General features: G+C 71.3%; 21 protein-coding genes. 11 read left to right on the top strand and 10 right to left on the bottom strand.

Annotated features, from left to right (window positions below):
* Positions 1–72: 72 nt before the first annotated feature.
* Together AB0J02_RS20280 and AB0J02_RS20275 are read right to left on the bottom strand one after the other, a co-directional pair.
* A complete protein-coding gene (locus AB0J02_RS20280) occupies positions 73–780 on the bottom strand; it encodes a winged helix-turn-helix domain-containing protein (protein WP_363195084.1) in 708 nt (235 codons plus the stop codon).
* Positions 781–840: 60 nt separating this feature from the next.
* The gene (locus tag AB0J02_RS20275; RefSeq protein WP_363195083.1) at positions 841–1491 is read right to left on the bottom strand and encodes a TetR/AcrR family transcriptional regulator; all 651 of its coding nucleotides are present in this window, start codon (positions 1489–1491) and stop codon (positions 841–843) included.
* 80 nt (positions 1492–1571) lie between these two features.
* Between AB0J02_RS20275 and AB0J02_RS20270 the strand changes: the two genes are divergently transcribed.
* The 3 genes from AB0J02_RS20270 (at position 1572) to AB0J02_RS20260 (ending at position 3851) form a co-directional block, all read left to right on the top strand.
* Positions 1572–2732: an acyl-CoA dehydrogenase family protein gene (locus AB0J02_RS20270; RefSeq protein WP_363195082.1), complete on the top strand. Its 1161-nt coding sequence runs from the start codon at positions 1572–1574 to the stop codon at positions 2730–2732.
* Positions 2733–2835: 103 nt separating this feature from the next.
* A complete protein-coding gene (locus tag AB0J02_RS20265) occupies positions 2836–3126 on the top strand; it encodes a YiaA/YiaB family inner membrane protein (protein WP_363195081.1) in 291 nt (96 codons plus the stop codon).
* Between the two features lie 86 nt (positions 3127–3212).
* Complete coding sequence (locus AB0J02_RS20260; RefSeq protein WP_363195080.1) at positions 3213–3851, top strand: TetR/AcrR family transcriptional regulator; 639 nt, start codon at positions 3213–3215, stop codon at positions 3849–3851.
* Here AB0J02_RS20260 and AB0J02_RS20255 read toward each other — a convergent pair.
* Positions 3842–4303, bottom strand: coding sequence for a MaoC family dehydratase (locus tag AB0J02_RS20255; protein ID WP_363195079.1), 462 nt, complete (start codon positions 4301–4303; stop codon positions 3842–3844). The two genes, AB0J02_RS20260 and AB0J02_RS20255, sit on opposite strands and share 10 nt — an antisense overlap.
* A gap of 93 nt (positions 4304–4396) precedes the next feature.
* Between AB0J02_RS20255 and soxR the strand changes: the two genes are divergently transcribed.
* Positions 4397–4870: a redox-sensitive transcriptional activator SoxR gene (soxR, locus tag AB0J02_RS20250; protein WP_363195078.1), complete on the top strand. Its 474-nt coding sequence runs from the start codon at positions 4397–4399 to the stop codon at positions 4868–4870.
* Here the strand turns inward: soxR and AB0J02_RS20245 are convergent.
* Positions 4821–6155, bottom strand: a complete 1335-nt coding sequence (locus AB0J02_RS20245) for a solute carrier family 23 protein (RefSeq protein ID WP_363195077.1) — start codon at positions 6153–6155, stop codon at positions 4821–4823. The genes soxR and AB0J02_RS20245 overlap by 50 nt on opposite strands.
* Positions 6152–7270 carry an aryl-sulfate sulfotransferase gene (locus AB0J02_RS20240; RefSeq protein ID WP_363195076.1) on the bottom strand — a complete coding sequence of 373 codons (1119 nt, stop codon included), beginning with the start codon at positions 7268–7270 and terminating at the stop codon, positions 6152–6154. The genes AB0J02_RS20245 and AB0J02_RS20240 overlap by 4 nt, the downstream gene beginning before the upstream one ends.
* A gap of 105 nt (positions 7271–7375) precedes the next feature.
* Here AB0J02_RS20240 and AB0J02_RS20235 point away from each other — a divergent pair, with 105 nt between their 5' ends.
* Complete coding sequence (locus tag AB0J02_RS20235) at positions 7376–7888, top strand: XRE family transcriptional regulator (protein ID WP_363195075.1); 513 nt, start codon at positions 7376–7378, stop codon at positions 7886–7888.
* A 30-nt stretch (positions 7889–7918) separates the two neighbouring features.
* Here AB0J02_RS20235 and AB0J02_RS20230 read toward each other — a convergent pair whose 3' ends face one another.
* Positions 7919–8629 (bottom strand): 3-keto-5-aminohexanoate cleavage protein, encoded by a 711-nt coding sequence (locus tag AB0J02_RS20230; RefSeq protein ID WP_363195074.1) that lies wholly within the window; start codon positions 8627–8629, stop codon positions 7919–7921.
* 41 nt (positions 8630–8670) lie between these two features.
* On the opposite strand from AB0J02_RS20230, the gene AB0J02_RS20225 reads away from it, so the two are divergent.
* Genes AB0J02_RS20225 through AB0J02_RS20210 form a run of 4 tightly spaced genes read left to right on the top strand, consistent with a single transcriptional unit; the run spans position 8671 to position 11733 of the window.
* On the top strand, positions 8671–9183 hold the full coding sequence (locus AB0J02_RS20225; protein ID WP_363195073.1) for a hypothetical protein: 513 nt from the start codon (positions 8671–8673) through the stop codon (positions 9181–9183).
* Positions 9184–9240: 57 nt separating this feature from the next.
* Positions 9241–9672, top strand: a complete 432-nt coding sequence (locus AB0J02_RS20220; RefSeq protein WP_363195072.1) for a helix-turn-helix domain-containing protein — start codon at positions 9241–9243, stop codon at positions 9670–9672.
* Entirely contained in the window at positions 9669–10070 is a 402-nt protein-coding gene (locus AB0J02_RS20215; RefSeq protein ID WP_363195071.1) for a DUF4180 domain-containing protein, read from the top strand. The genes AB0J02_RS20220 and AB0J02_RS20215 overlap by 4 nt, the downstream gene beginning before the upstream one ends.
* Positions 10048–11733: an immunity 49 family protein gene (locus AB0J02_RS20210; RefSeq protein WP_363195070.1), complete on the top strand. Its 1686-nt coding sequence runs from the start codon at positions 10048–10050 to the stop codon at positions 11731–11733. The genes AB0J02_RS20215 and AB0J02_RS20210 overlap by 23 nt, the downstream gene beginning before the upstream one ends.
* 52 nt (positions 11734–11785) lie before the next feature.
* Here the strand turns inward: AB0J02_RS20210 and AB0J02_RS20205 are convergent, their stop codons facing one another.
* Entirely contained in the window at positions 11786–12388 is a 603-nt protein-coding gene (locus AB0J02_RS20205) for a hypothetical protein (protein ID WP_363195069.1), read from the bottom strand.
* Positions 12389–12655: 267 nt separating this feature from the next.
* On the opposite strand from AB0J02_RS20205, the gene AB0J02_RS20200 reads away from it, so the two are divergent.
* Positions 12656–15520: a penicillin acylase family protein gene (locus AB0J02_RS20200; RefSeq protein ID WP_363195068.1), complete on the top strand. Its 2865-nt coding sequence runs from the start codon at positions 12656–12658 to the stop codon at positions 15518–15520.
* A 63-nt stretch (positions 15521–15583) separates the two neighbouring features.
* Here the strand turns inward: AB0J02_RS20200 and AB0J02_RS20195 are convergent, their stop codons facing one another.
* The 3 genes from AB0J02_RS20195 to AB0J02_RS20185 form a co-directional block, all read right to left on the bottom strand.
* Positions 15584–16852: a serine-threonine protein kinase gene (locus AB0J02_RS20195; protein WP_363195067.1), complete on the bottom strand. Its 1269-nt coding sequence runs from the start codon at positions 16850–16852 to the stop codon at positions 15584–15586.
* 95 nt (positions 16853–16947) lie between these two features.
* Positions 16948–18201 (bottom strand): MFS transporter, encoded by a 1254-nt coding sequence (locus AB0J02_RS20190; protein WP_363195192.1) that lies wholly within the window; start codon positions 18199–18201, stop codon positions 16948–16950.
* Between the two features lie 195 nt (positions 18202–18396).
* Positions 18397–19656, bottom strand: a complete 1260-nt coding sequence (locus AB0J02_RS20185) for a DUF1343 domain-containing protein (RefSeq protein WP_363195066.1) — start codon at positions 19654–19656, stop codon at positions 18397–18399.
* Positions 19657–19839: 183 nt separating this feature from the next.
* Between AB0J02_RS20185 and AB0J02_RS20180 the strand changes: the two genes are divergently transcribed.
* Positions 19840–20604, top strand: a complete 765-nt coding sequence (locus AB0J02_RS20180; RefSeq protein ID WP_363195065.1) for an SDR family NAD(P)-dependent oxidoreductase — start codon at positions 19840–19842, stop codon at positions 20602–20604.
* The last annotated feature ends 8 nt before the right edge of the window (positions 20605–20612 follow it).

The following is a 20612-nucleotide window of genomic DNA, read 5'->3' as shown; positions in this document are numbered from 1 at the left end:
CTCAGGCGCGCGCGGAACCGCGCGAGAAGCCCCACCGGGCAGCGGCCGGGCGGACGAGACGGCGGGGGCCGCTCAAAAGACCTCCCGGACTCCCAGCTCCGCCGAGAAGAACGCCGCCCCGGACCCGGTGACCCGAACCGCCCGCTCGGACCCGATCCGCTCGACCCAGCCGGAGGCGAACGCGTGGCGGCACAAGGCCGCCCCCGCGACCCCGGCCAGATGAACGCGCCGCTCCGTCCAGTCGAGGCACCCCCGGGCGAGGGGCCGCCGCCCACCCGGATCGAGTGCGGCCCCGAGCACGCGGAACCAGCCGAGACCCGCGTCCGTCAGCGAGAACCCCGCGTCGACCCGCAAGAGCCCCCGCTCCGCCATCCCGTCGGCCACGGCGATCCCGAGCCGCCCGGCCAGATGGTCGTAACAGGTGCGCCCGCGCGCCATCGCGTCCCGCGCCGACGACGCCCGCAGGGTCGGGGGCCGCTCGCCGCCACCGGGCACGGCGTACGCGGCGAGCCCTTCCACGAGTTGCGCGGCCGGTGCGTCGGCGAGGCGTACGTACCGGTGCCTGCCCTGCCGTTCCTCCGCGAGGAGCCCGCCCGCGACGAGCTTGCCGAGGTGCTCGCTCGCGGTGGAGGCGGCGACCCCGGCGTGCCGGGCGAGTTCGCCCGCGGTCCAGGCCCGGCCGTCGAGCAGGGCCAGCAGACACGCGGCCCGGGTCTCGTCGGCGAACAGCGCGGCCAGCGCGGCCAGCCGCGGGGCACCGGGTTCCTTGGAAGCAGCCATGGCTCAAGGATGCGCCGGGCACGCTTCGGCGCGGACCGAAACATCGGCTGCCGGCACCGGTCAGTGCGCGGTCGCCACGACCTGCTCGTACTGGACGGAGAGCCCGTCGAGCAGCGCCGTGAGCCCCGTCTGGAACGCCCGGTCGTCCACGACGTCCTGGTGCTCCGCGAGCAGGTGCGCCTGTCCGAGGTGCGGATAGTCGGCCGGGTCGTACGCCGTCTCGTCGTCGACGAACCCGCCGGCGAACGAGCCGAGCGCGGAGCCCATCACGAAGTACCGCATGAGCGCGCCGATGGAGGTGGCCTGCGCGGGCGGCCATCCGGCGTCGGTCATGGAGCCGAACACGGCGTCGGCGAGCCGGAGCCCGGCGGGCCGCCGCCCCGGCCCCTGGGCCAGCACGGGCACGATGTTCGGGTGTTCGCGCAGCGCGGCCCGGTAGGAGACGGCCCAGTCGTGCAGCGCGGTCCGCCAGCCCCGGGTGTCACCGGAGTCGAACATCGACAGGTCGACCTGCGCGCTCACCGAGTCGGCGACCGCCTCCAGGATCTGGTCCTTCGTGCGGAAGTGGTTGTACAGGGACGGCCCGCTCACCCCGAGCTCGGCCGCGAGCCGCCGGGTCGAGACGGCCGCGAGCCCCTCGGTGTCGACGAGGGCGCGGGCCGCGTCGACGATGCGGTCGGTGCTCAGGAGGGGCTTGCGCGGTCGGGCCATGCGGCACATAGTAGGGCTGTCAGCCAAAAACTAGCAGTGCTAATTTAATGGCATCTGCCGCACGTGCCTGGGAGTCGTCCATGAATCTGGAGCTGAGCGAGGAGCAGACGGCCGTCCGTCGGCTCGCCAAGGACTTCGTGGACCGCGAGATCGCACCGAACGTGGTGACGTGGGACCGCGCCGAAGAGGTCGACCGCGGGATCGTCAAGAAGCTCGGCGAGGTCGGCTTCCTCGGCCTGACCATCGACGAGGAGTACGGCGGCTCGGGTGGCGACCACCTCGCGTACTGCCTGGTCACCGAGGAGCTGGGCCGTGGCGACTCCTCCGTGCGCGGCATCGTCTCGGTCTCCCTCGGCCTGGTCACGAAGACCATCCAGTCGTACGGCACCGAGGAGCAGAAGCGGGACTGGCTGCCGAGGCTCACGGCGGGCGAGGCCCTTGGCTGCTTCGGGCTCACCGAGCCGGGCACCGGCTCCGACGCGGGCAACCTGACGACGCGGGCCGTGCGCGACGGCGGCTCCGACGGGGACTGGGTGATCAACGGCTCGAAGATGTTCATCACCAACGGCACCTGGGCCGATGTCGTCCTGCTCTTCGCCCGCTCCACCGACGCCCCCGGCCACAAGGGCGTCTCCGCCTTCCTGGTCCCCACCGACACCCCGGGGCTGACCCGCCGCACCATCCACGGCAAGCTCGGCCTGCGCGGCCAGGCCACCGCCGAACTGGTCCTGGAGGACGTCCGCGTCCCCGCCACCGCGCTGCTCGGCCCCGAGGGCAAGGGCTTCTCCATCGCGATGTCCGCGCTGGCCAAGGGGCGGATGTCGGTGGCCGCCGGCTGCGTCGGCATCGCCCAGGCCGCGCTCGACGCCGCGGTCGGCTACGCGGGCGAACGCGAGCAGTTCGGCAAGTCGATCGCCTCGTACCAGCTCGTCCAGGAACTGATCAGCGACATCGCCGTCGACGTGGACGCGGCCCGCCTGCTGACGTGGCGCGTCGCCGACCTCATCGACCGTGGCGAGGAGTTCGCGACGCCCGCCTCGAAGGCCAAACTCTTCGCGTCCGAAGCCGCGGTCCGCGCCGCCAACAACGCCCTCCAGGTCTTCGGCGGCTACGGCTACATCGACGAGTACCCGGTCGGCAAGCTGCTGCGCGACGCGCGCGTCATGACCCTGTACGAGGGCACGAGCCAGATCCAGAAGCTGATCATCGGCCGCGCCCTGACGGGGGTCTCGGCGTTCTGAAGGCATCGCACTGAAGTCGTCGCACCGGGGGCGTCGCCCTGAGTACGTACATGAGTAGGGGAGCGGATGTGACTGCGGCCACATCCGCTCCATGCTGTGCCGTATGAGTGAGACATCGGTCAAGCAGCAGAACACCACGGCCTTCTACGGACAGGCCCTCGCCTCCTTCGCGGTGGCGCTCGCGGCGGTGGCCATCGGTATCTACAGCCTCGATGTGAGCGGCTGGATCCGCGCGTTCCTCGCCATCTCGGTCCTGTACCTGACGACGTCGGCCTTCACCCTGTCGAAGGTGATCAGGGACCGCCAGGAGGCGGACCAGATCGTGAGCCGGGTCGACCAGGCCCGCCTGGAGAAGATCCTCGCGGACCACGACCCCTTCAAGCCGGTCGTCTGAGCCACACGATCATTCCGGCCTAAGCGCCCGCTCACCCCGGAGGGTATGGTGTGGGCGCACGTACCCGGGAGGATGTGAGCGGACCGATGACGCAGGACGAGCGGGTCGAGGACCAGGCGATCGACGAGATGCCGTGGGCCGAGGTCACCCCCGACGCGGCCCGGCGACTGCTCGTCGCCGCGGTCGAGGCGTTCGCCGAGCGCGGTTACCACGCCACCACGACCCGCGACATCGCGAGCCGCGCCGGCATGAGCCCGGCCGCGCTCTACATCCACTACAAGACCAAGGAGGAGCTCCTCCTTCGGATCAGCCGCATCGGCCACGAGAAGGCGCTGGCGATCCTGCGCCGCGCGGCCGACGGCGAGGGGAGCGCCGCCGACCGGCTGGCGGAGGCGGTGCGCTCCTTCGTGCGCTGGCACGCCGGGCACCACACGACCGCCCGCGTCGTCCAGTACGAACTGGACTCGCTCGGCGAGGAGCACCGCCCCGCCATCGTGGAACTGCGCCGCCGCAGCGACAACGCCGTGCGCGAGATCATCAACGACGGGGTGAAGGCCGGCGAGTTCGACGTGCCGGACGTCCCCGGCACGACGGTCGCGGTGCTCTCCCTCTGCATCGACGTGGCCCGCTGGTTCAACACGGAAGGCCGCCGGACCCCCGACGAGGTCGGCGCCCTCTACGCCGACCTCGTGCTCCGGATGGTGGGAGCGCGGTCTCAGAAGTAGTAGCGGGACACCGACTCCGCGACGCAGACCGGCTTCTCGCCGCCCTCGCGCTCCACGGTGAACGCCACGGACACCTGCACCCCGCCCGGCACGTCCTCCACGGACGTGATCTTCGCCGTCGCCCGCAGCCGCGAGCCGACCGGCACCGGGGCGGGGAAACGCACCTTGTTCGTCCCGTAGTTGACGCCCATCTTCACGCCCTCGACCGCGATCAGCTGCGGACCGAACAGCGGCAGCAGCGACAGCGTCAGGTAGCCGTGCGCGATGGTCGTGCCGAACGGTCCCGCCTTGGCGCGCTCCGGGTCGACGTGGATCCACTGGTGGTCACCCGTCGCCTCGGCGAACCGGTCGATCCGCTCCTGCTCGATGCCGACCCAGTCCGTGTGGCCCAACTGCTCGCCGACGGCGGCCTTCAGCTCGTCTGCGTCCTTGAAAACCCGCGGCTCCGCCATGTCCAGTGACCTCCCAGGTCCATTGTCTAAGCGCTTGCTCAGACCTCCTGGCATGCTAACAACGCCGACCGCCGGGGCACTAGGCTCGGCCGGGTGCCACAGATCCCGGAGAAGATCCACGAGCTCACCGTCGGCCAGTTGTCGGCGCGCAGCGGCGCCGCCGTCTCCGCCCTGCACTTCTACGAGTCCAAGGGTCTGATCGACAGCCGCCGCACCTCGGGCAACCAGCGCCGCTACACCCGCGACACCCTGCGCCGGGTCGCCTTCATCCGCGCCGCACAGCGCGTCGGCATCCCGCTCGCCACGATCCGCGACGCCCTCGCCGAACTCCCCGAGGAGCGCACCCCGACCCGCGAGGACTGGGCGCACCTCTCGGAGGCCTGGCGGTCCGAACTGGACGAGCGCATCACGCAGTTGAGCCGCCTGCGCGACCACCTCACCGACTGCATCGGCTGCGGCTGCCTCTCCCTGGAGACCTGCGTGCTCTCCAACCCGGACGACGTCTTCGGCGACCGCCTCACCGGCTCCCGTCTGATGGCGGAGCGCCGGGACCGCCGGGCGCCGTGACCCGGGGACCCAGGGCCCGGAACACCGCGCTCAGGGCCACCGCCGCGATCGCCCCGGCCGCGACGCCGCTGCCGAACAGGGTGCGGGCCCAGGACGGCAGGTCCGCGTACATCTCCGGCGCCACGATCGGCAGCATGCCGACCACCAGGGCGAGCGCGATGACGACGCTGTCGGTGCCGTGCGTCAGATCGGTACGGGAGAGCATGCCGAAGCCCATCACCGCGATCACCGCGTAGATGACCAGGCCCGCGGCGCCCACCACCGGCTCCGGGATCGCCGCCAGCAGCCGGGTCAGCGGTGTCAGGAGCCCGCACACGATGAGCAGCACCCCGGCCGCCGCGGTGACGAACCGGCTGCGGACGCGGGTGAGCTGGACGATGCCGATGTTCTCGGCGCTGGTCACCATCAGCGACGTACCGAAGATCCCGGAGCCGAGCGAGACGAGCGCGTCGGCGCGGGCGATGCGCGGCACGTCCCGGCCCGGGTCGGGGGCGCGGCCGACGGCCTCGCTGTTGAGGACCGTCTGCCCGGTGGCCTCGGCCAGCGAGGCGAGCGCGAAGACCAGCAGCGGGATCGCGGCGAGCAGGTCGATGTGCGGGGCGCCGTACGGGAAGAGGTCCGGCAGGGCGAACGTGCCGCCGTGCGCGACCTGCAGTTCGGTCCCGGTGAGGACGGCGATCAGCGTGCCGCAGACCAGGCCGAGCAGCACCGCCATCTGCCGCCACACACCGCGCAGGACGAGGAAGAAGACGGCGATGACGCCGAGCGTCGCGAAGCCGAGCCCCGGTCCTGAGGCGACCATCGGTGCGGTCACCTTGATCATGTTGATGCCGATGAGGACGACCGTCGTCCCCATCACGAGCGGCGGGAAGAGCCGGACGAGCCGGCCGTAGAACGGCAGCACGCAGAGCAGGAAGGCGGCCGAGACCAGCACCGATCCGGACGCCGTCGCGGGGCCGTACTCCTGCGCGATCTGCAGGAAGATCGCCACGGCGGCGCCGCCCGGCAGCATCAGGAACGGCAGCCGCGCCCCCACCCGCAGCACGCGCACGCCGAGCGACTGGAGCAGCGCGCCGATCCCGCACAGCACCAGCGTCGCGCTGAGCAGCGACGCGGTCTGCCCGGTCGACAGCTTCAGCGTCGTCGCGATGAGGATGACGGAGGAGACGGGGGCGGCCACGCCTGCCAGCAGGTGCTGGCAGGCGAGGGGGGCCAGTCGCCGCAGTGGAAGGCGCTCGTCGACGGGTGCCACGGTCGCCTCGGCCGGGCTCGCGGTGGAGGTCACCGGTTCAGCCAGGGCAGCTCGGCGGCGGAGTAACGGTAGGAGCGGAACACGGCGTTGGGTTCGGAGGGGAACAGCTTGCGGACCTCTTCCTCCTGGTAGCCGCCGAAGAACGGGACGACGTACTCCCAGCAGAGATAGCCGTCCTCGGTCACCTCGAAGAGGCGGCCCGCGGGGGAGTCGGTGACCAGGGTGTTCCCGTTGGGCAGGCGCTGGGCGCTGCCCATGAACGGGGCGAAGAACGACTCGCGCGCCGGGTCGTGATACTCCCAGACGACCTTGCCGCTGCTCCGCTCGATCTCGATGACGCGGCTGAACGGCACGTCCCAGCGCGGCCGGAAGACGCCGTTGTCGAAGACGAGGAAGTTGCCGTTCTCCAGCTCGGTCGGGCAGTGCTGCTGCGAGACGACGCCCGGCTCGGAGCGCCACACGATGTTTCCGGTGGCGCGCTCGATGACGACGACGGCCGACACGGAGCGGAAGCTGGCGAGGATGTTCCCGTCGGCGAGCGGCAGCACGCTGTTGATGAGCGGGTAGTGCTCGCGGGAGTAGTCCGGGTGCAGGGGGAAGTCGTCGCGGCCGAGCCGCTCGGAGACCTTCCACTCCCAGATCCTGTTCCCGTCGGCGTCGACCTCGACGATCGTGTCGGCCCACACCGTGGAGCCGCCGGCCTCGGAGCCGGGGACCCCGCCGCGCACGGCCGCGGCGGCGTCACCGGTGAGCGGTTCGAGGGCGGTGTACAGGATCCGGCCGTCGCCGTAGTGGTGGGCGTCGTGGTGCTGGAGCGGGTCGCGGTGCTCGCGCACGACCGTGCCGTCCGGGGTGATCTCCTGCATCAGGCCGCCGCGGTACTTGTGCCACATCGGGAACAGGGCGGGTTCGTCGGGCAGGACGCCGCTGTAGGCGAGGTTCCCGTTGGGGAGGATGCGGGCGTGCCGGCCCGGGCGGTGCGGAAGGTTCCACCGGTGCACGACCTCGCCGCGCAGGTCGATCAGATACACCTCGCCGGCGCCGGTCAGCGGCGCGAACAGCGTGTAGCCGTCGTACGCGGTCTCCTCGTCCAGCGCGATCAGGCCGGTGCCGCGGCGGCGCCGCTGGTTCTGGTCCACACGAGCCATGGAGGCCCCTCCCGTGGTTAACTTTTTTAAGTGACAGTGAAGGAGTTAAGCACGGCGATAAGGTGCGCTGGAACAGGGGACGGATGAGAAGGGTGTTACAAGTACATGAACGTGGGACCGGGCATCCGGCGCAGGCGGCGCGCCCTTGAGCTGACGCTCGCCGCTGTGGCGGGGCGGGCCGGGGTCTCCGTCCCGTTCCTGAGCCAGGTCGAGAACGGCCGCTCGCGCCCCAGCATGAACTCGCTGCAGCGCATCGCCGACGCGCTCGACACCACCGCCGTCGAACTCCTCGCCGCCGCCGAGGCGCCCCGCCCGGTCGACGTGGTCCGAGCCAGTACCCCACCGGCGACCGAGGGCGGGGCACGCCCTCTCGTGCGTGGTCAACAGCGTCTGCACGCCCTGGAGTTCACCGGCGACCACGACTGGGACCGGGAGTACCGGCACGCCGGTGACGAGATCCTCTACGTGGCCGATGGCTCGGCGGAGGTGGAGGCGGACGGCACGCGCTACGTGCTGGAGCGAGGTGACACCCTCTACTGCGCGGCCGAACTCGCGCACCGCTGGCGCCCGTTGGAACCGGGCACCAGGGTCCTGGTGGTAGGCGTGGCAGGCCCGTAAGGGGTGCGGGGCAGGCGTGAAGCCGGGCCTTCAGCCGCCCAGGGCGGCCCTCACCAACTCCGCGTTCCCCGAAGTCCGCGCCCCGTCCGGCAGGACCATCGTGTCCTCGAGCCCGATCCGCATGTCCAACCCGAGTCGCGCGGCAAGCCTCAGCACCGGCCAGGCCCCGCCCTCCTCCCCGTGCAGCAGCACGGGCCGCCCGTGCGCGGAGCCGAGGTCGTCCAGCAGTGCGCGGGCCGTGCCCTCGGCCGAGCCGGGATCGGGGTCGGTCACCTCGGCGAGCACCCGCAGCACCCGCGGCGCGAGCGGCGAGGCCGCGAACCGCTCCGCCCCGTCCGTGCCCGACCAGACCCCCGCCTCCACCCCGACGCCCCGCTCCAGCAGGGCGGCGGCCAGCGCCTCCGCGCCCTCCTCGTGCCAGTTCACCGACGCGTGGTCCGGCAGGGTCGTCCACGCGCGGATCCGCTCCAGTCGCGCCGCCGGGTCGGGCTCGGCCCACGCGCCCGTGGTCACGCCGACCGGCACCGCCACCCGCTCCCGGACGGCCCGGAGCGTCGCCGCAACCGAACGTGGCGACAACGTGTCTTTACCACAGGGGGACTTGGGGTGAACATGCACATCCGACGCACCGGCAGCGACCGCCGCCCCGGCGGCCTCGGCCAGCGCGCCGGGAGACAGCGGGACCACCGCTCCGTCATCCGCACCACGCGCACCGTTCAGGCATACCTGCACGAACACCATGGGGCGATGGTGCCAGCAGCCACTGACAACGGGGGCCGGAAATGCCAGTTGCGATCAGCTCACTCAAGTACGAGTCCGCGCACTCGGGCGCGCAGAAGATCACCTACGACAGCGACGGCTACCACCTCGTGCGCTTCCCGTACGCGGCGGCCGAGGAGTCGTACGACCCGTGGAACATGCACGACGCGGCCGGTGGCGGGGGCGCCTCCGCGTACCCGGACGCCCGCTCCGGGCTGATCTGGCCGAGTCACGACGGCTGGGGCACCCTGTCGGCGCTGGTCTTCTGGGCGGCGGACAGCCGGGCCACCGAGTACCGCGCCCGCTTCGTGCGCGACCCGCTGAACCTCTCCACCGGGTACGACTCGACCGCCACCACCGACATCTCGGCCACCGGCGGCGGCCAGTACCGCTCCTACACCTGGCAGATGTTCGTGCACCCCGGCACTCCGGTCGGCCTGAAGATCTCGGCGCGGAGGGGGGACACCGGCATCGCGGTGCCGATCATGCTGGCCGAGTTCAAGCTCGCCATCCAGACGGACGTGATCAGGCCCTGATGTCCCTAGGGTTACTTACTGTTCCCTCAAGCGGGCGTCCTCAGGTAAGTTCAGGGAGTGCAACGACAGTACTACTCCCTTGACGAAATCGCCGACCTGCTCGGCCTGCACGTCCGGACCGTGCGTGGCTATGTGCGCGACGGACGGCTGAAAGCCACCCAGGTCGGCCGCCGGTACCGCGTCACCCGTAACGACCTGGAGGCCTTCACGGGCGCCCCGGCCGCGCCCCGCCCGGCCGGCGGGGCACACGCCGAGGCGTCCGTCATCGTGCAGGTCGACGGCGTGGACCGGGAGGCCGCGATGCGATTGAGCAACACGCTCGTCGCCTCGGCCAACAGCACCGGCGGCGACCGGCGCGGCGCGCGGCTGCGCGTGGAGAGCGTCTACGACGAGGAGCGCGCCGTGCTCAAGATCGTCGTGCTGGGCTCACCGGCCGAGGCGGCCGAGGTGTTGAGAATCGTCGACATGCTGGTGGAGGATCCGCGATGACCGAACCGAGCGACGTACTGCGGGAGATGGCGGGCGCATCCGTGTTCGTGTGCTCCCCGGACGGACCGCCCCTCGACGGCGAGCGCGCCGCGATCGACCTGATCGGCGAGGCCGGGTACCGCGGCGCCGCCTGGGTCGCCGTTCCGGCCGAGCGGTGCGGCCCGGACTTCTTCCACCTCCGCACGCGGGTCGCGGGCGACGTGGTCCAGAAGTTCGTCAACTACCGGATGGGGCTCGTGATCCTCGGCGACATCGACGCGAGAACCGCCGCCAGTACGGCACTTCGCGACTTCGTACGGGAGAGCAACCGGGGCCGTCAGTTGTGGTTCCTGCCCGACGCCGACGCGCTTAAGGCACGCCTCGTAGAGTCGGGGCGTGACACCACACGACGCGCCTGACCCTCATCTGCCCCTGCTCACCGCCGCGCGGGCCGACCGGCTGCGCGGCCTCGTCGCCGACCGTCTGCACGCCTGTACCGGCGCGCGCCCCACGGTGGCCGGCGACACGGCCGAGGCCGGCGGCCACCGTCACCCGCTGACGAACCTGGCGCAGCGCTGCCACGCCGCACCCGAAGAAACCTGGCCGGAACTGGTCGACGAGTTCTTCGCGAGTCTCGCCACCGCGTCCCAAGGCGGGGAGAGCACCGAGGAGTTGCTGGAGCGGACGTGCCTGCGTCTGGTACCGCCCGGCGCCGTCCCCGCCGACACGGCCGACGGGTTCAGCTACCTGCGCGGCGTCGCCGAGGGGCTGAACCTGGCGCTCGCCCTGGACGGCCCCGACTCCGTGCGCCTGCTCACCGACCAGGACGTGGCGCGCGCGGGCGCCGACGCGCTGTGGGCCGCCGGGCAGCGCAACCTGGTGCGGGAGCCGCTGCGTTACGAAGAAGTGCGGCTCGACGGGCACGCCGTGCTGTACTCCGTGTACGGCGACTCGCCGTTCGTCTCGACCAAGGCGCTCGTCCTGCAGGAACTGGTCGCCGAGGTCACCGGGCGGCGCATGCCCGACGCGGGCGCGCTCGTCGTCGTACCGACCCGGCATCTCCTCGCGTTCCATCCGATCGTCGACGGCAGCGTCGTCGACGCCGTCAACGACCTGGCCACGTACGCCTTCAAGGCCCACGAGGACGGCCCCGGTTCGCTGTCGCCGCGCGTGTACTGGTGGCACGAGGGGCGGCTGACCTCGCTCACCGTCATCGACGACGAGACCCGCACCTTCTCGGTACGGCCGCCCGCCGAACTTCTCGACGTGATGAAGGCGCTGCACGGACTCGACCGGGCCGGGCGCCTCGCCCAGTCCGCCACGGCGGCACCCGGTATCGACGAACTCGGCGCGGCGGCAACCGAGTCGGTCCGCGCGTTCGACGCCGACCCGGGCGGCCTGGACGACGCCTTCACCGCCGCGGTCGCCCTCGCCCACGCACATGCCGCGACCGACCCGGACGCCGGCCGGGTGGAGACCTGGGACGCCTGGTCCGCGGCCGTGCAGCTCGGCACCACCCTGTTCACCCCCGCCGCCGGGGGTCGCGCGCACGCGGACGCCCGTGCCTGGCTCGACGCCTTCTACCTCACCCTGGTGACCCGCGAGCGCGAGCGCACGACGCGGCTGTGCCAGGTGCCGCTCGACGATCTGCGCGGCGGCGACGTCCCGGTCGACGACTACGTCCTGCACTGGATCGACACCCTGCAGACCCACTGGCTCGACCGCCCCATGGACGACGTCGTGCAGAAGCTCGTCACCACCCTGGAGACGTCGCATCCGGAGGCCGCCACACTCGCCCCGAAGGACTTCCTGAACGCCGTCGAGTACCAGCCGGTCGCGCTGTTCCACCGGCTGCTCACCCAGGACCACGACGCTTTCGGCGAGGCACTCGCGGGCGCCCTTGCGCAGCACGGGAGTTACTGGGGGGACTCGGCCGCGCCGCGCGCGCGGGTGGCGCTCGGTCCGCTGGCGCTGGCCTGCCTCGCGTACGACATGGAGTTCCCGGTCGGCCTCGACGCGCCGTACCTGCCGAAGTACCTGCTCAACCGCGAGCGGCTGGAAGTGATCCCCGGCCAGGGGTGAATCCGGGGGTGCGCCGGTGTCGGCCCGCACCCCCGTCGCGCTGTACGTCGCTCTACGCCGTGACCAGCAGCCGCGCCCGCCTGGCCTCCGCCAGGGCCGCGGGGGTGAGAACGGGGCGCGGCACCACGATGCCGCAGTGGGAACAGACGGGGCCCGACGACGGTTCGTGCGCCAGGTCGTGCTTCCAGACGAGCGCCGTGCCGGTGCACACGGGGCAGTTCTCGCCGGGCTCGCGCTCCAGTGCCGCGATCAGCCGGCGGAGCACTTCGGCGAGCGGCTCGGCGGGGTGCACCGACGGGTCGTCGCACCAGGCGACCCCGAAGCCGCCCCAGGTCAGCCGGTGCCAGTCGTCCACGCTGCCCGGGCGGCGGAGCCCGTCGTGCTTCTCCTTGCGCCGACGCTGTGCGAAGGCGACTTCGTACGCGAGCCAGACGGCCCGCGCCTCCTCCAGCTCCTCCAGGGCCGCCACCAGGCGGGCCGGGTCGGGGGAGCGGTCCTCGGGGCCGAACCCGGCCCGGGAACACAGGTGGTCCCAGGTGGCCCGGTGGCCGTAGGGAGCGAATCTCTCCAGGCACTTGCGCAGCGAATAGCGCCGCAGTGCCAGGTCGCTCAACGGGTCGCGCACCTGTCTTGCCAGACTCCGGAATCCAGCCATCGCCCTGCACCTCCGTCACACGTACGTCGGCATCGCCGCAGCCATGAAGCGACGTCGCCGAGTAGACGTATCGACACGCGATTCGGATCCCTCTTCCGGGCGGTCGGTCCCATCCGATTTCCGATGGGGCCCATCACCGGCACCTTCTGAGGCCGGGGAGTCTTCGAGTGATCCCTGTGGTGATTCCGAAAACGTGACGCATGTTCATCTTCTGTCGTGGGCTAACCGCCGGTAACCTCCGGCTCACCATCGTCGGGAGGACCAGGCATGCGACGACGCATCCCACGAACCACCCAGCACAGAAAGTCCAGTAGCCCTCTGCGGAGACTTACGGCCACCGCGGCCCTCGTGCTCACCGCGGGACTGCTCTCCCCTCTCTCGACGGCCACGGCCGCCGACGAACCCGCGCCCGTCAGCGACTACTGCAAGGGGCAGTGCGCGGACATCCTGCCGCCCGGGGCGAACGGCAGCGCCACGCTTGCCGAGATCCTCGGCAACAAACTGTTCGGCACTCAGCCCGCACACGCCGACGATCAGCTCGGCCCGTACGACGCCCTTTCGTCCGGCTACCCCTCACTCACGGACGACACGCTCACGAACTTCTTCAACGACGCCTCCTTCGGTGTCCCCAGCGATCAAGTGGGATCCGTCACCCGCCCCCGCGACGACGTGACAATCACCCGTGACAAGAAGAACGGCGTACCCCACATCAAAGGTTCCACGCGGTACGGAACCGAGTTCGGCGCCGGTTTCGCCGCAGGTCAGGACCGCCTCTGGCTGATCGACCTGTTCCGCCACATCGGCCGCGGCGAGCTGACGTCGTTCGCCGGCGGCGCCCTCGCGAACCAGGGCCTGGAGCAGGAGTTCTGGCCGCAGGCCCCGTACACCGAGGACGATCTGCAGAAGCAGGTCGACTACATCAAGAACTCCGGCGGCGAGCGCGGCAAACAGGCCATGGACGACGCGCAGGCCTATATCGACGGCCTCAACTCCTACCGCGAGAAGTCCAAGAACGGCCGCTACTTCCCGGGCGAGTACGTCCTCACCGGCAAGATCGACGCGATAACGAACAGCGGCGAGATCCAGCCGTTCAAGGTGACCGACATGATCGCGCTGGCCTCGGTGGTCGGCGGACTGTTCGGCAACGGCGGCGGGGGAGAGGTCGACGCGGCCCTCTCGCTCATGAAGTCCCAGGAGAAGTACGGCGTCGAGAAGGGCACCCAGGTCTGGGAGTCCTTCCGCGGCCGCAACGACCCCGAGGCCGTCACCACCATCCACGACGGCACGAGCTTCCCGTACGGCGGCAAACCGGCGAACGCGCGCGGCCAGGCCCTCCCCGACAAGGGGTCGGTCTCCAAGGAGCCGCTCGTCCATGACCGCACGGGCTCGGCGGCGACGGCCGCCAAGTCCGGCACCGTGACCAAGGACCCGGTGCAGGCACCGACGAAGCTCAAGCCGCTCCAGGGCATGTACGACGACGGGGTACTGCCCGCCGACATGTTCACGGACTCGGCCTCCAAGAAGGGCATGTCGAACGCCCTCGTGGTCTCCGGCAAGCACACCGCGTCCGGCCACCCGGTCGCCGTGTTCGGCCCGCAGACCGGCTACTTCGCGCCACAACTGCTGATGATGCAGGAGCTGCAGGGCCCCGGGATCAGCGCGCGCGGCGTCTCCTTCGCGGGCGTCGGCATGTACATCCAGCTGGGCCGCGGCCAGGACTACTCCTGGTCGGCGACGTCCGCGGGACAGGACATCACCGACACGTACGCGGTGCCGCTCTGTGAACCGGGCGGCGGCACGCCCACCAAGCAGTCGACCTCCTACCTCTACCGGGGCACCTGCACCCCGATGGAGAAGCTGGAGAAGACGAACTCCTGGAAGCCGACGGTCGCCGACTCGACGGCCGCGGGCTCGTACCGCATGCAGGTCTTCAGAACGAAGTACGGCATCGTCACGGACCGCGCCACGGTCGACGGCAAACCCGTCGCGTACACGGCGCTGCGCTCGACCTACCGCCACGAGGCCGACTCGATCATCGGCTTCCAGATGCTCAACGACCCGTCGTACGTCACGGACGCCGCGTCCTTCGCGAAGGCGGCGCAGCACATCAGCTACGCCTTCAACTGGTTCTACGCCGACTCGCGGGACACCGCCTACTACAACAGCGGCGCCAACCCGGTGCGGGCCAAGGACATCGACATGTCGCTGCCGGTCAAGGCCGAACAGGCCTATGAATGGCAGGACTTCGACCCCACGGACAACACGGCGGCCCTGACGCCCCCGTCCCAGCACCCGCAGTCGGTCAACCAGGACTACTACATCTCCTGGAACAACAAACAGGCCAAGGACTTCACCGCGGCCAACTTCAGCCTGGGCGCCGTGCAGCGCGCCAACCTCCTCGACGACCGCGTGAAGAAGCTCACCGCCGCGGGCGGCGTCACCCGGGCCTCGCTCACTCGGGCCATGGAGGAGGCCGCGGTCACCGATCTGCGCGGCGAACAGGTGCTGCCGGAGATCCTCAAGGTGATCCGCAGCAAGCCCGTCGACGACCCGCAACTCTCCAAAGCCGTGCAGCAGTTGGAGGCCTGGGGCAAGGCGGGCGCGCAGCGCAACCAGACGTCCGCGGGCTCGAAGGCATACGCGCATCCGGACGCCGTACGGATCATGGACGCGTGGTGGCCGCTGCTGGTCAAGGCCGAGTTCCAGCCGGGCCTCGGCGACGACCTCTACCAGGCGCTGACGGGTCAGCTCACCGTCGACGAGGCGCCCTCGGCCGGACACGGACCGACCGGATCGCACGCCGGGTCCTCGTTCCAGTACGGCTGGTGGGGTTACGTCGACAAGGACCTGCGGACGGTGCTCGGGCAGCCGGTGCAGGGCAAGTTGGGGGACACGTACTGCGGTGCCGGGGATCTCTCGGCCTGCCGGGACGCGCTCCTGACGACGCTGGCCACCGCCGCGGCCGAGCCGGCCACCGAGGTCTACCCCGGGGACGACAGCTGTAAGGCCGGTGACCAGTGGTGCGCGGACACCATCATCCACCGGGCGCTCGGCGGGATCACGCACCGCGGGATCCAGTGGCAGAACCGGCCCACGTATCAGCAGGTCGTGGAGTTCCCGGCACACCGGTAGGTCCGGCAGCACTGTCCGGAACGCAGCGGGTGGCGCGAAGCCGCCCGCTGCGCGCCGCCCGCGCTAGGCGCGCACCCGCCCGGCCGCGAGGATCACCCGGGCCAGCTCCTCGTGGCAGATGTCGCTGTGCGCCCCCGCGGGAGGCGATCCGCGGCGGACGACCTGGGCCGCGTCCACGCTCACGCACCCCGCGCCCGGGACGCCCGTCCGCAGCGCGTCCGCGAGGGTGAGGCGGGCCGCGCCGGGAAGGTCCTGGACCCCGTCGTACCCCATCGCGCCCCAGCGGGCGCCGAGGTCGAGGAGCCCCCGGTCGTCCCCGGCGAGCCGGGACGCCAGCGGGTACATCGTGCTCAGCGCCGTGTCGAGGTGCGAGTAGCACGCCACCAACGGGCCGTCGATCCGCGCGTGTTGCCCCTTCAGGGCGCCTCGGCTCGCGAACGCGTAGTGGGAGAAGGCGCCCTGGAGCAACGTCACCGACTTCACGTTGCGGTCCGCGGCCCCCAGACCGGCCAGCGCGAACGACACGAGACGCGCCCCGAAACTGTGCCCCACCAGATGGACGCGCACGCCCGGCGTGTCCTGCGCCAGCCGGCCGAGCAGCGGGCCGAGCCCCTTCTTCCCGACCGTTCCGGCGCGCTTCTTCATCGCGAAGTACGTCGCCTGGCGCAGCAGTTCGTGGGCGCCCTGCCACGCCCTGGCGAAACCGCCGGGCAGCGCGAAGGCCGCCCCCGCCGTCGCCTCCAGAGCATCGGCGAACCCGAGGCACACGGCCTGCGTGTTCTCCTGGAGCATCGCGGGAACGGCGTGCGGGGAGCCGTCTTCCTCGGTGTCCGCTCCGCAGGCGGTGGGGTGGATACCGGCCAACTGCCGCACCAGGCCGCCGAACCGGTCGAACGCGTCGGCCCCGTCCGGTTGCCGGTCGAGGAGCCGGGCCAGCTGCTCGACGACCGGCCCGCTGCCCGGGAAGGTCGCGACGAGCGCGCGCCGCGTGCTCTCGTCGAGCGTGGTGCGCGGCGCCGCCGCCGCGGCCGTGAGCGAGGGGTCGAAGTCGGGGATCGGTTCGTCGGCGAACCGCATGGACGGCCACTGCACGCCCACGTACCCGAGCCGGGCCCCCGGCACGAGTGTCGGGAACGGCGCGAAGAAACGGTCGTAGAGGCGGGTCGCCATGGGCCGGTCGTTGTTCCAGCCGTGCGCGAGGACGACGAGGTCCCGCACCCCGCGCTCGCCCACCCCCCGCAGCAGCCGGTCGCGCCGCCCGGGTTCGGGGTCGCCGCCGGCGTCGAACATCAGCTCCCAGTAGGGACGTACATGTACTTCCGGTACGGTCATGGCCAACCCCCGTGGCAATCGTCCGTGCGGTGTGCCGCATCGTCCTGCCACAGGCGGGGGTTGGCCAGATCTGCGGTCATCAACCGCCTTATAAATCAGGCGAGTTCGCGCTCACGCGTCTCCGGCAGCGCCAGCACGCACAGCAGCGAGACGACCGCCATCGCGCTCACGTACCAGCCCACCGACGACGAACCGAACGCGCTCTGCAGCCGTGTCGCCACCAGCGGGGCCACCGCGCCGCCGAGCACACCGCCCAGGTTGTACGCGAAGGAGGCGCCCGAGTAGCGCACCCGGACCCCGAACAGCTCCGGCAGGTACGCGCCCATCGGGCCGTACACCACACCCATGCAGAACAGGGCCCCGCCGAGCGCGAGCGCGATGAGCGCGGGCTGCTCGGTGTCCATCAGCGGGAACAGCAGGAGGCCCCAGACGATCGCGAGGCCGGAGCCGGCGAGCACCATCTTGCGGCGGCCGCCCGCGTCGGAGCGCGTCGCGGCGAGCCAGGTGCCGGCCGCCAGGAACAGACACGCCACCAGCGACACCGCGAGCATGGTGCTGCGCGGCACGCCGAGCGTCTTCGTCCCGTAGGCGAGGCAGTAGGTCGTGGCCGTGTAAAAGAGGCCGTACGCGATGACCATGCCGCCCGCGCCGAGCAGGATCTCCTTCGGGTGGCGCTTGAAGACCTCCAACGCCGGTGCCTTGCTGGCCTCCTGATCCCGGATCACCTTGGCGAACACGGGCGTCTCGCTGATCTTCAGGCGGACGAAGAGGCCCACGGCGACCAGGAGGAAGGAGAGCAGGAACGGGATGCGCCAGCCCCACGACTTGAACGCGTCGTCGGACAGCGTCTCCGAGAGCAGCCAGAAGATGCCGGTCGCCGCGAAGAAGCCGACAGACGGGCCGAGTTGGGGGAACGCCGCGAACATGCCGCGTTTGCCGCGCGGCGCGTGTTCCACGGCGAGCAGCGCCGCCCCGCCCCACTCGCCGCCGAGGCCGACGCCCTGGAGGAACCGGAGCAGGACGAGCAGGACGGGCGCCCATACGCCGAGCGTGCCGTAGCCGGGCAGCAGCCCGACGCACGCCGTGGACAGGCCCATCAGGAGCAGCGAGGCGACCAGCACCGACTTGCGGCCGATCCGGTCCCCGAAGTGCCCGAAGATCAGCGAGCCGATCGGGCGGGCCGCGAACGCGACGGCGTACGTCGAGAAGGAGGCGAGGGTGGCGTTGAGGGAGGAGAGGTTCGGGAAGAACGCGTCGTTGAGGACGAGGGCGGCGGCGGTTCCGTAGACGTAGAAGTCGTAGAACTCGATGGCCGTACCGATGAAACTCGCCACCGCCACGCGGCGCAGGCTCTCCGGTTCGGGGCCGGCCTGCGCCGCGTCCGCGAGCGCGTTCTCCCTGGTTGAGTCGTCTTTGAGCACGTCGAGCACTGTCTCGGTAGGTGCATGGGGCAGTCAATGCTTGGGACGCGCCGTCTCGGGTGCTGAGACCTGCCGGGCGTGGCCCGCCTGTCCGTCCGCCCGCCGGTCTGCCCGCCCGTCCGCCTACTTGTATGTCAGATAGCGGCGGCGGACATTCCGGAACTTCGCCAGCTCCGCCTGCCACGCCCCCACGATCTCGTCCGTCGACGCTCCGGCGTCGACCATCGTGCGGACCCGGGTGGAACCGCTGAGCCGGTCGATCGCGTTGTCCGCGCGCCAGGCGAAGTCGCTCCACACCGCCTTGGCGGTGACGAGCAGCGCGATACCGGTGCGGACCGGGTCGTACGCCTCCCGGTCGTCGACGTGGATCTGCACGCCGCCGATCGTCTTGCCCTGGAACTTGGAGAACGTCGGGGCGAAGTACGCCTCTCTGAAGTGCACGCCGGGCAGGGCGAGTTCATTGGCCTTCGCCGCCCAGTCGCCGTCGATGCCGTCCGCGCCGAGCAGTTCGAAGGGGCGCGTGGTGCCGCGTCCCTCGGAGAGGTTCGTGCCCTCGAAGAGACACGTCCCCGAGTACACCAGCGAGGTGTCCGGCGTCGGCATGTTGGGACTCGGCGGCACCCAGGGCAGGCCCGAGGCGTCGTAGAAGTCGCGGCGCTTCCAGCCGGTCATCGGGACCGTCGCCAGCTCGACGGGGTGTGCCAGGTACTCGCCGTTGAAGAGGCGGGCCAGCTCCGTGACCGTCATGCCGTGCGCCTGGGAGATCTCCCGGCGCCCGACGAAACTCGCGAACTCCTTGTGCAGGACCGGCCCGTAGGCGCCCCGGCCGGTCACCGGGTTCGGGCGGTCGAGGACGACGAACTTCTTGCCCGCGAGCTGCGCCGCCTCCATACAGTCGTACAGCGTCCAGATGTACGTGTAGAAGCGGGCGCCCGCGTCCTGGATGTCGAAGACGATCGTGTCGACGCCGGACGCCGTGAAGATGTCCGCGAGTGCCTTGCCGCTCTTCAAGTAGGTGTCGTAGACCGGGAGTCCGGTCGCCGGGTCGTCGTAGCGCCCCTCCGAGCCGCCCGCCTGCGCCGTGCCGCGGAAGCCGTGCTCGGGCCCGAACACCGCGACCAGGTCGACGCGTTCGTCGGGGTGCATCACGTCGACGATGTGCCGCACGTCGCGGGTGACCCCGGTCGGGTTGGTGACGATGCCGACCTTCTGGCCGTCGAGCAGGGCGTAGCCGTCGGCGGCCAGCCGCTCGAAGCCGGTGCGCAGGCCGTGCCCGCCGCCGCTGGGTGCCGCGCTCGCCGTCCCGGCGCCGGCGGCAAGGCCGCCGACCGCGCCCACCGCCCCCGCGCCCGCCGCGAACAGGACTCGCCTGGACATGCTCATGCTGGGACCTCCGTGATCATCGGAACTGGCATGGTCATGCACGCTAGTGCCCGGACGGGCGGCACGGAACGACCTGGCGGCGAACCGCCGTGATCACCGGACGGAACCCCTTCCCCCACTCCATACCGACTGGTTAGTCTGCTGAGGCAACCGAGCCGTTTCGCGTCGTGTCGAAGGAGACCGATGGTGGAGAGTCTGCAGGGCCAGGGAGTCGTCGTCACCGGCGCGGGCGGCGGCATCGGCGCCGCGCTCGCCCGCCGGTTCGCGGCCGCCGGAGCCCGCGTCGTCGTCAACGACCTGGACGCGGCCAAGGCCGGAGCGGTCGCCGCCGAGATCGGCGCGACGGCCGTCCCCGGCGACGCCTCCGCGATCGTCGACGACGCCCGCGCCGCACTCGGCGGCACCGTCGACGTCTACTGCGCCAACGCCGGACTCGCCTCGGGCGGCACCGAGGCCGCCGCCGAGCAGGTCTGGGCAGCGGCCTGGGACGTGAACGTCATGGCGCACGTCCGCGCCGCGCACGCGCTGCTCCCCGACTGGCTGGAGCGCGGCAGCGGCCGCTTCGTCTCCACCGTCTCCGCCGCCGGACTGCTCACCATGGTGGGCGCGGCCCCGTACAGCGTCACCAAGCACGGCGCGTACGCCTTCGCCGAGTGGCTCTCCCTCACCTACCGGCACCGCGGGGTCAAGGTCCACGCGATCTGCCCGCAGGGCGTGCGCACCGACATGCTCACGGCGGCGGGCTCGGCGGGCGACCTGGTCCTCGCGCCGACCGCCATCGAGCCGGAGGACGTCGCCGAGGCGCTGTTCGCGGGGATGGCCGACGACCGCTTCCTGATCCTGCCGCACCCGGAGGTCGCCGAGTACTACGCGGCCCGCGCCACCGTCCCCGACCGCTGGCTGACGAACATGAACCACATCCAGCAGAAGTGGGAGACCTCCCTGTGACGGACACG

The organism is Streptomyces sp. NPDC050264, assembly GCF_040655895.1.
In the GTDB taxonomy this organism is placed as follows: domain Bacteria; phylum Actinomycetota; class Actinomycetes; order Streptomycetales; family Streptomycetaceae; genus Streptomyces.
This window is presented reverse-complemented; position numbering and strand designations above follow the sequence as displayed.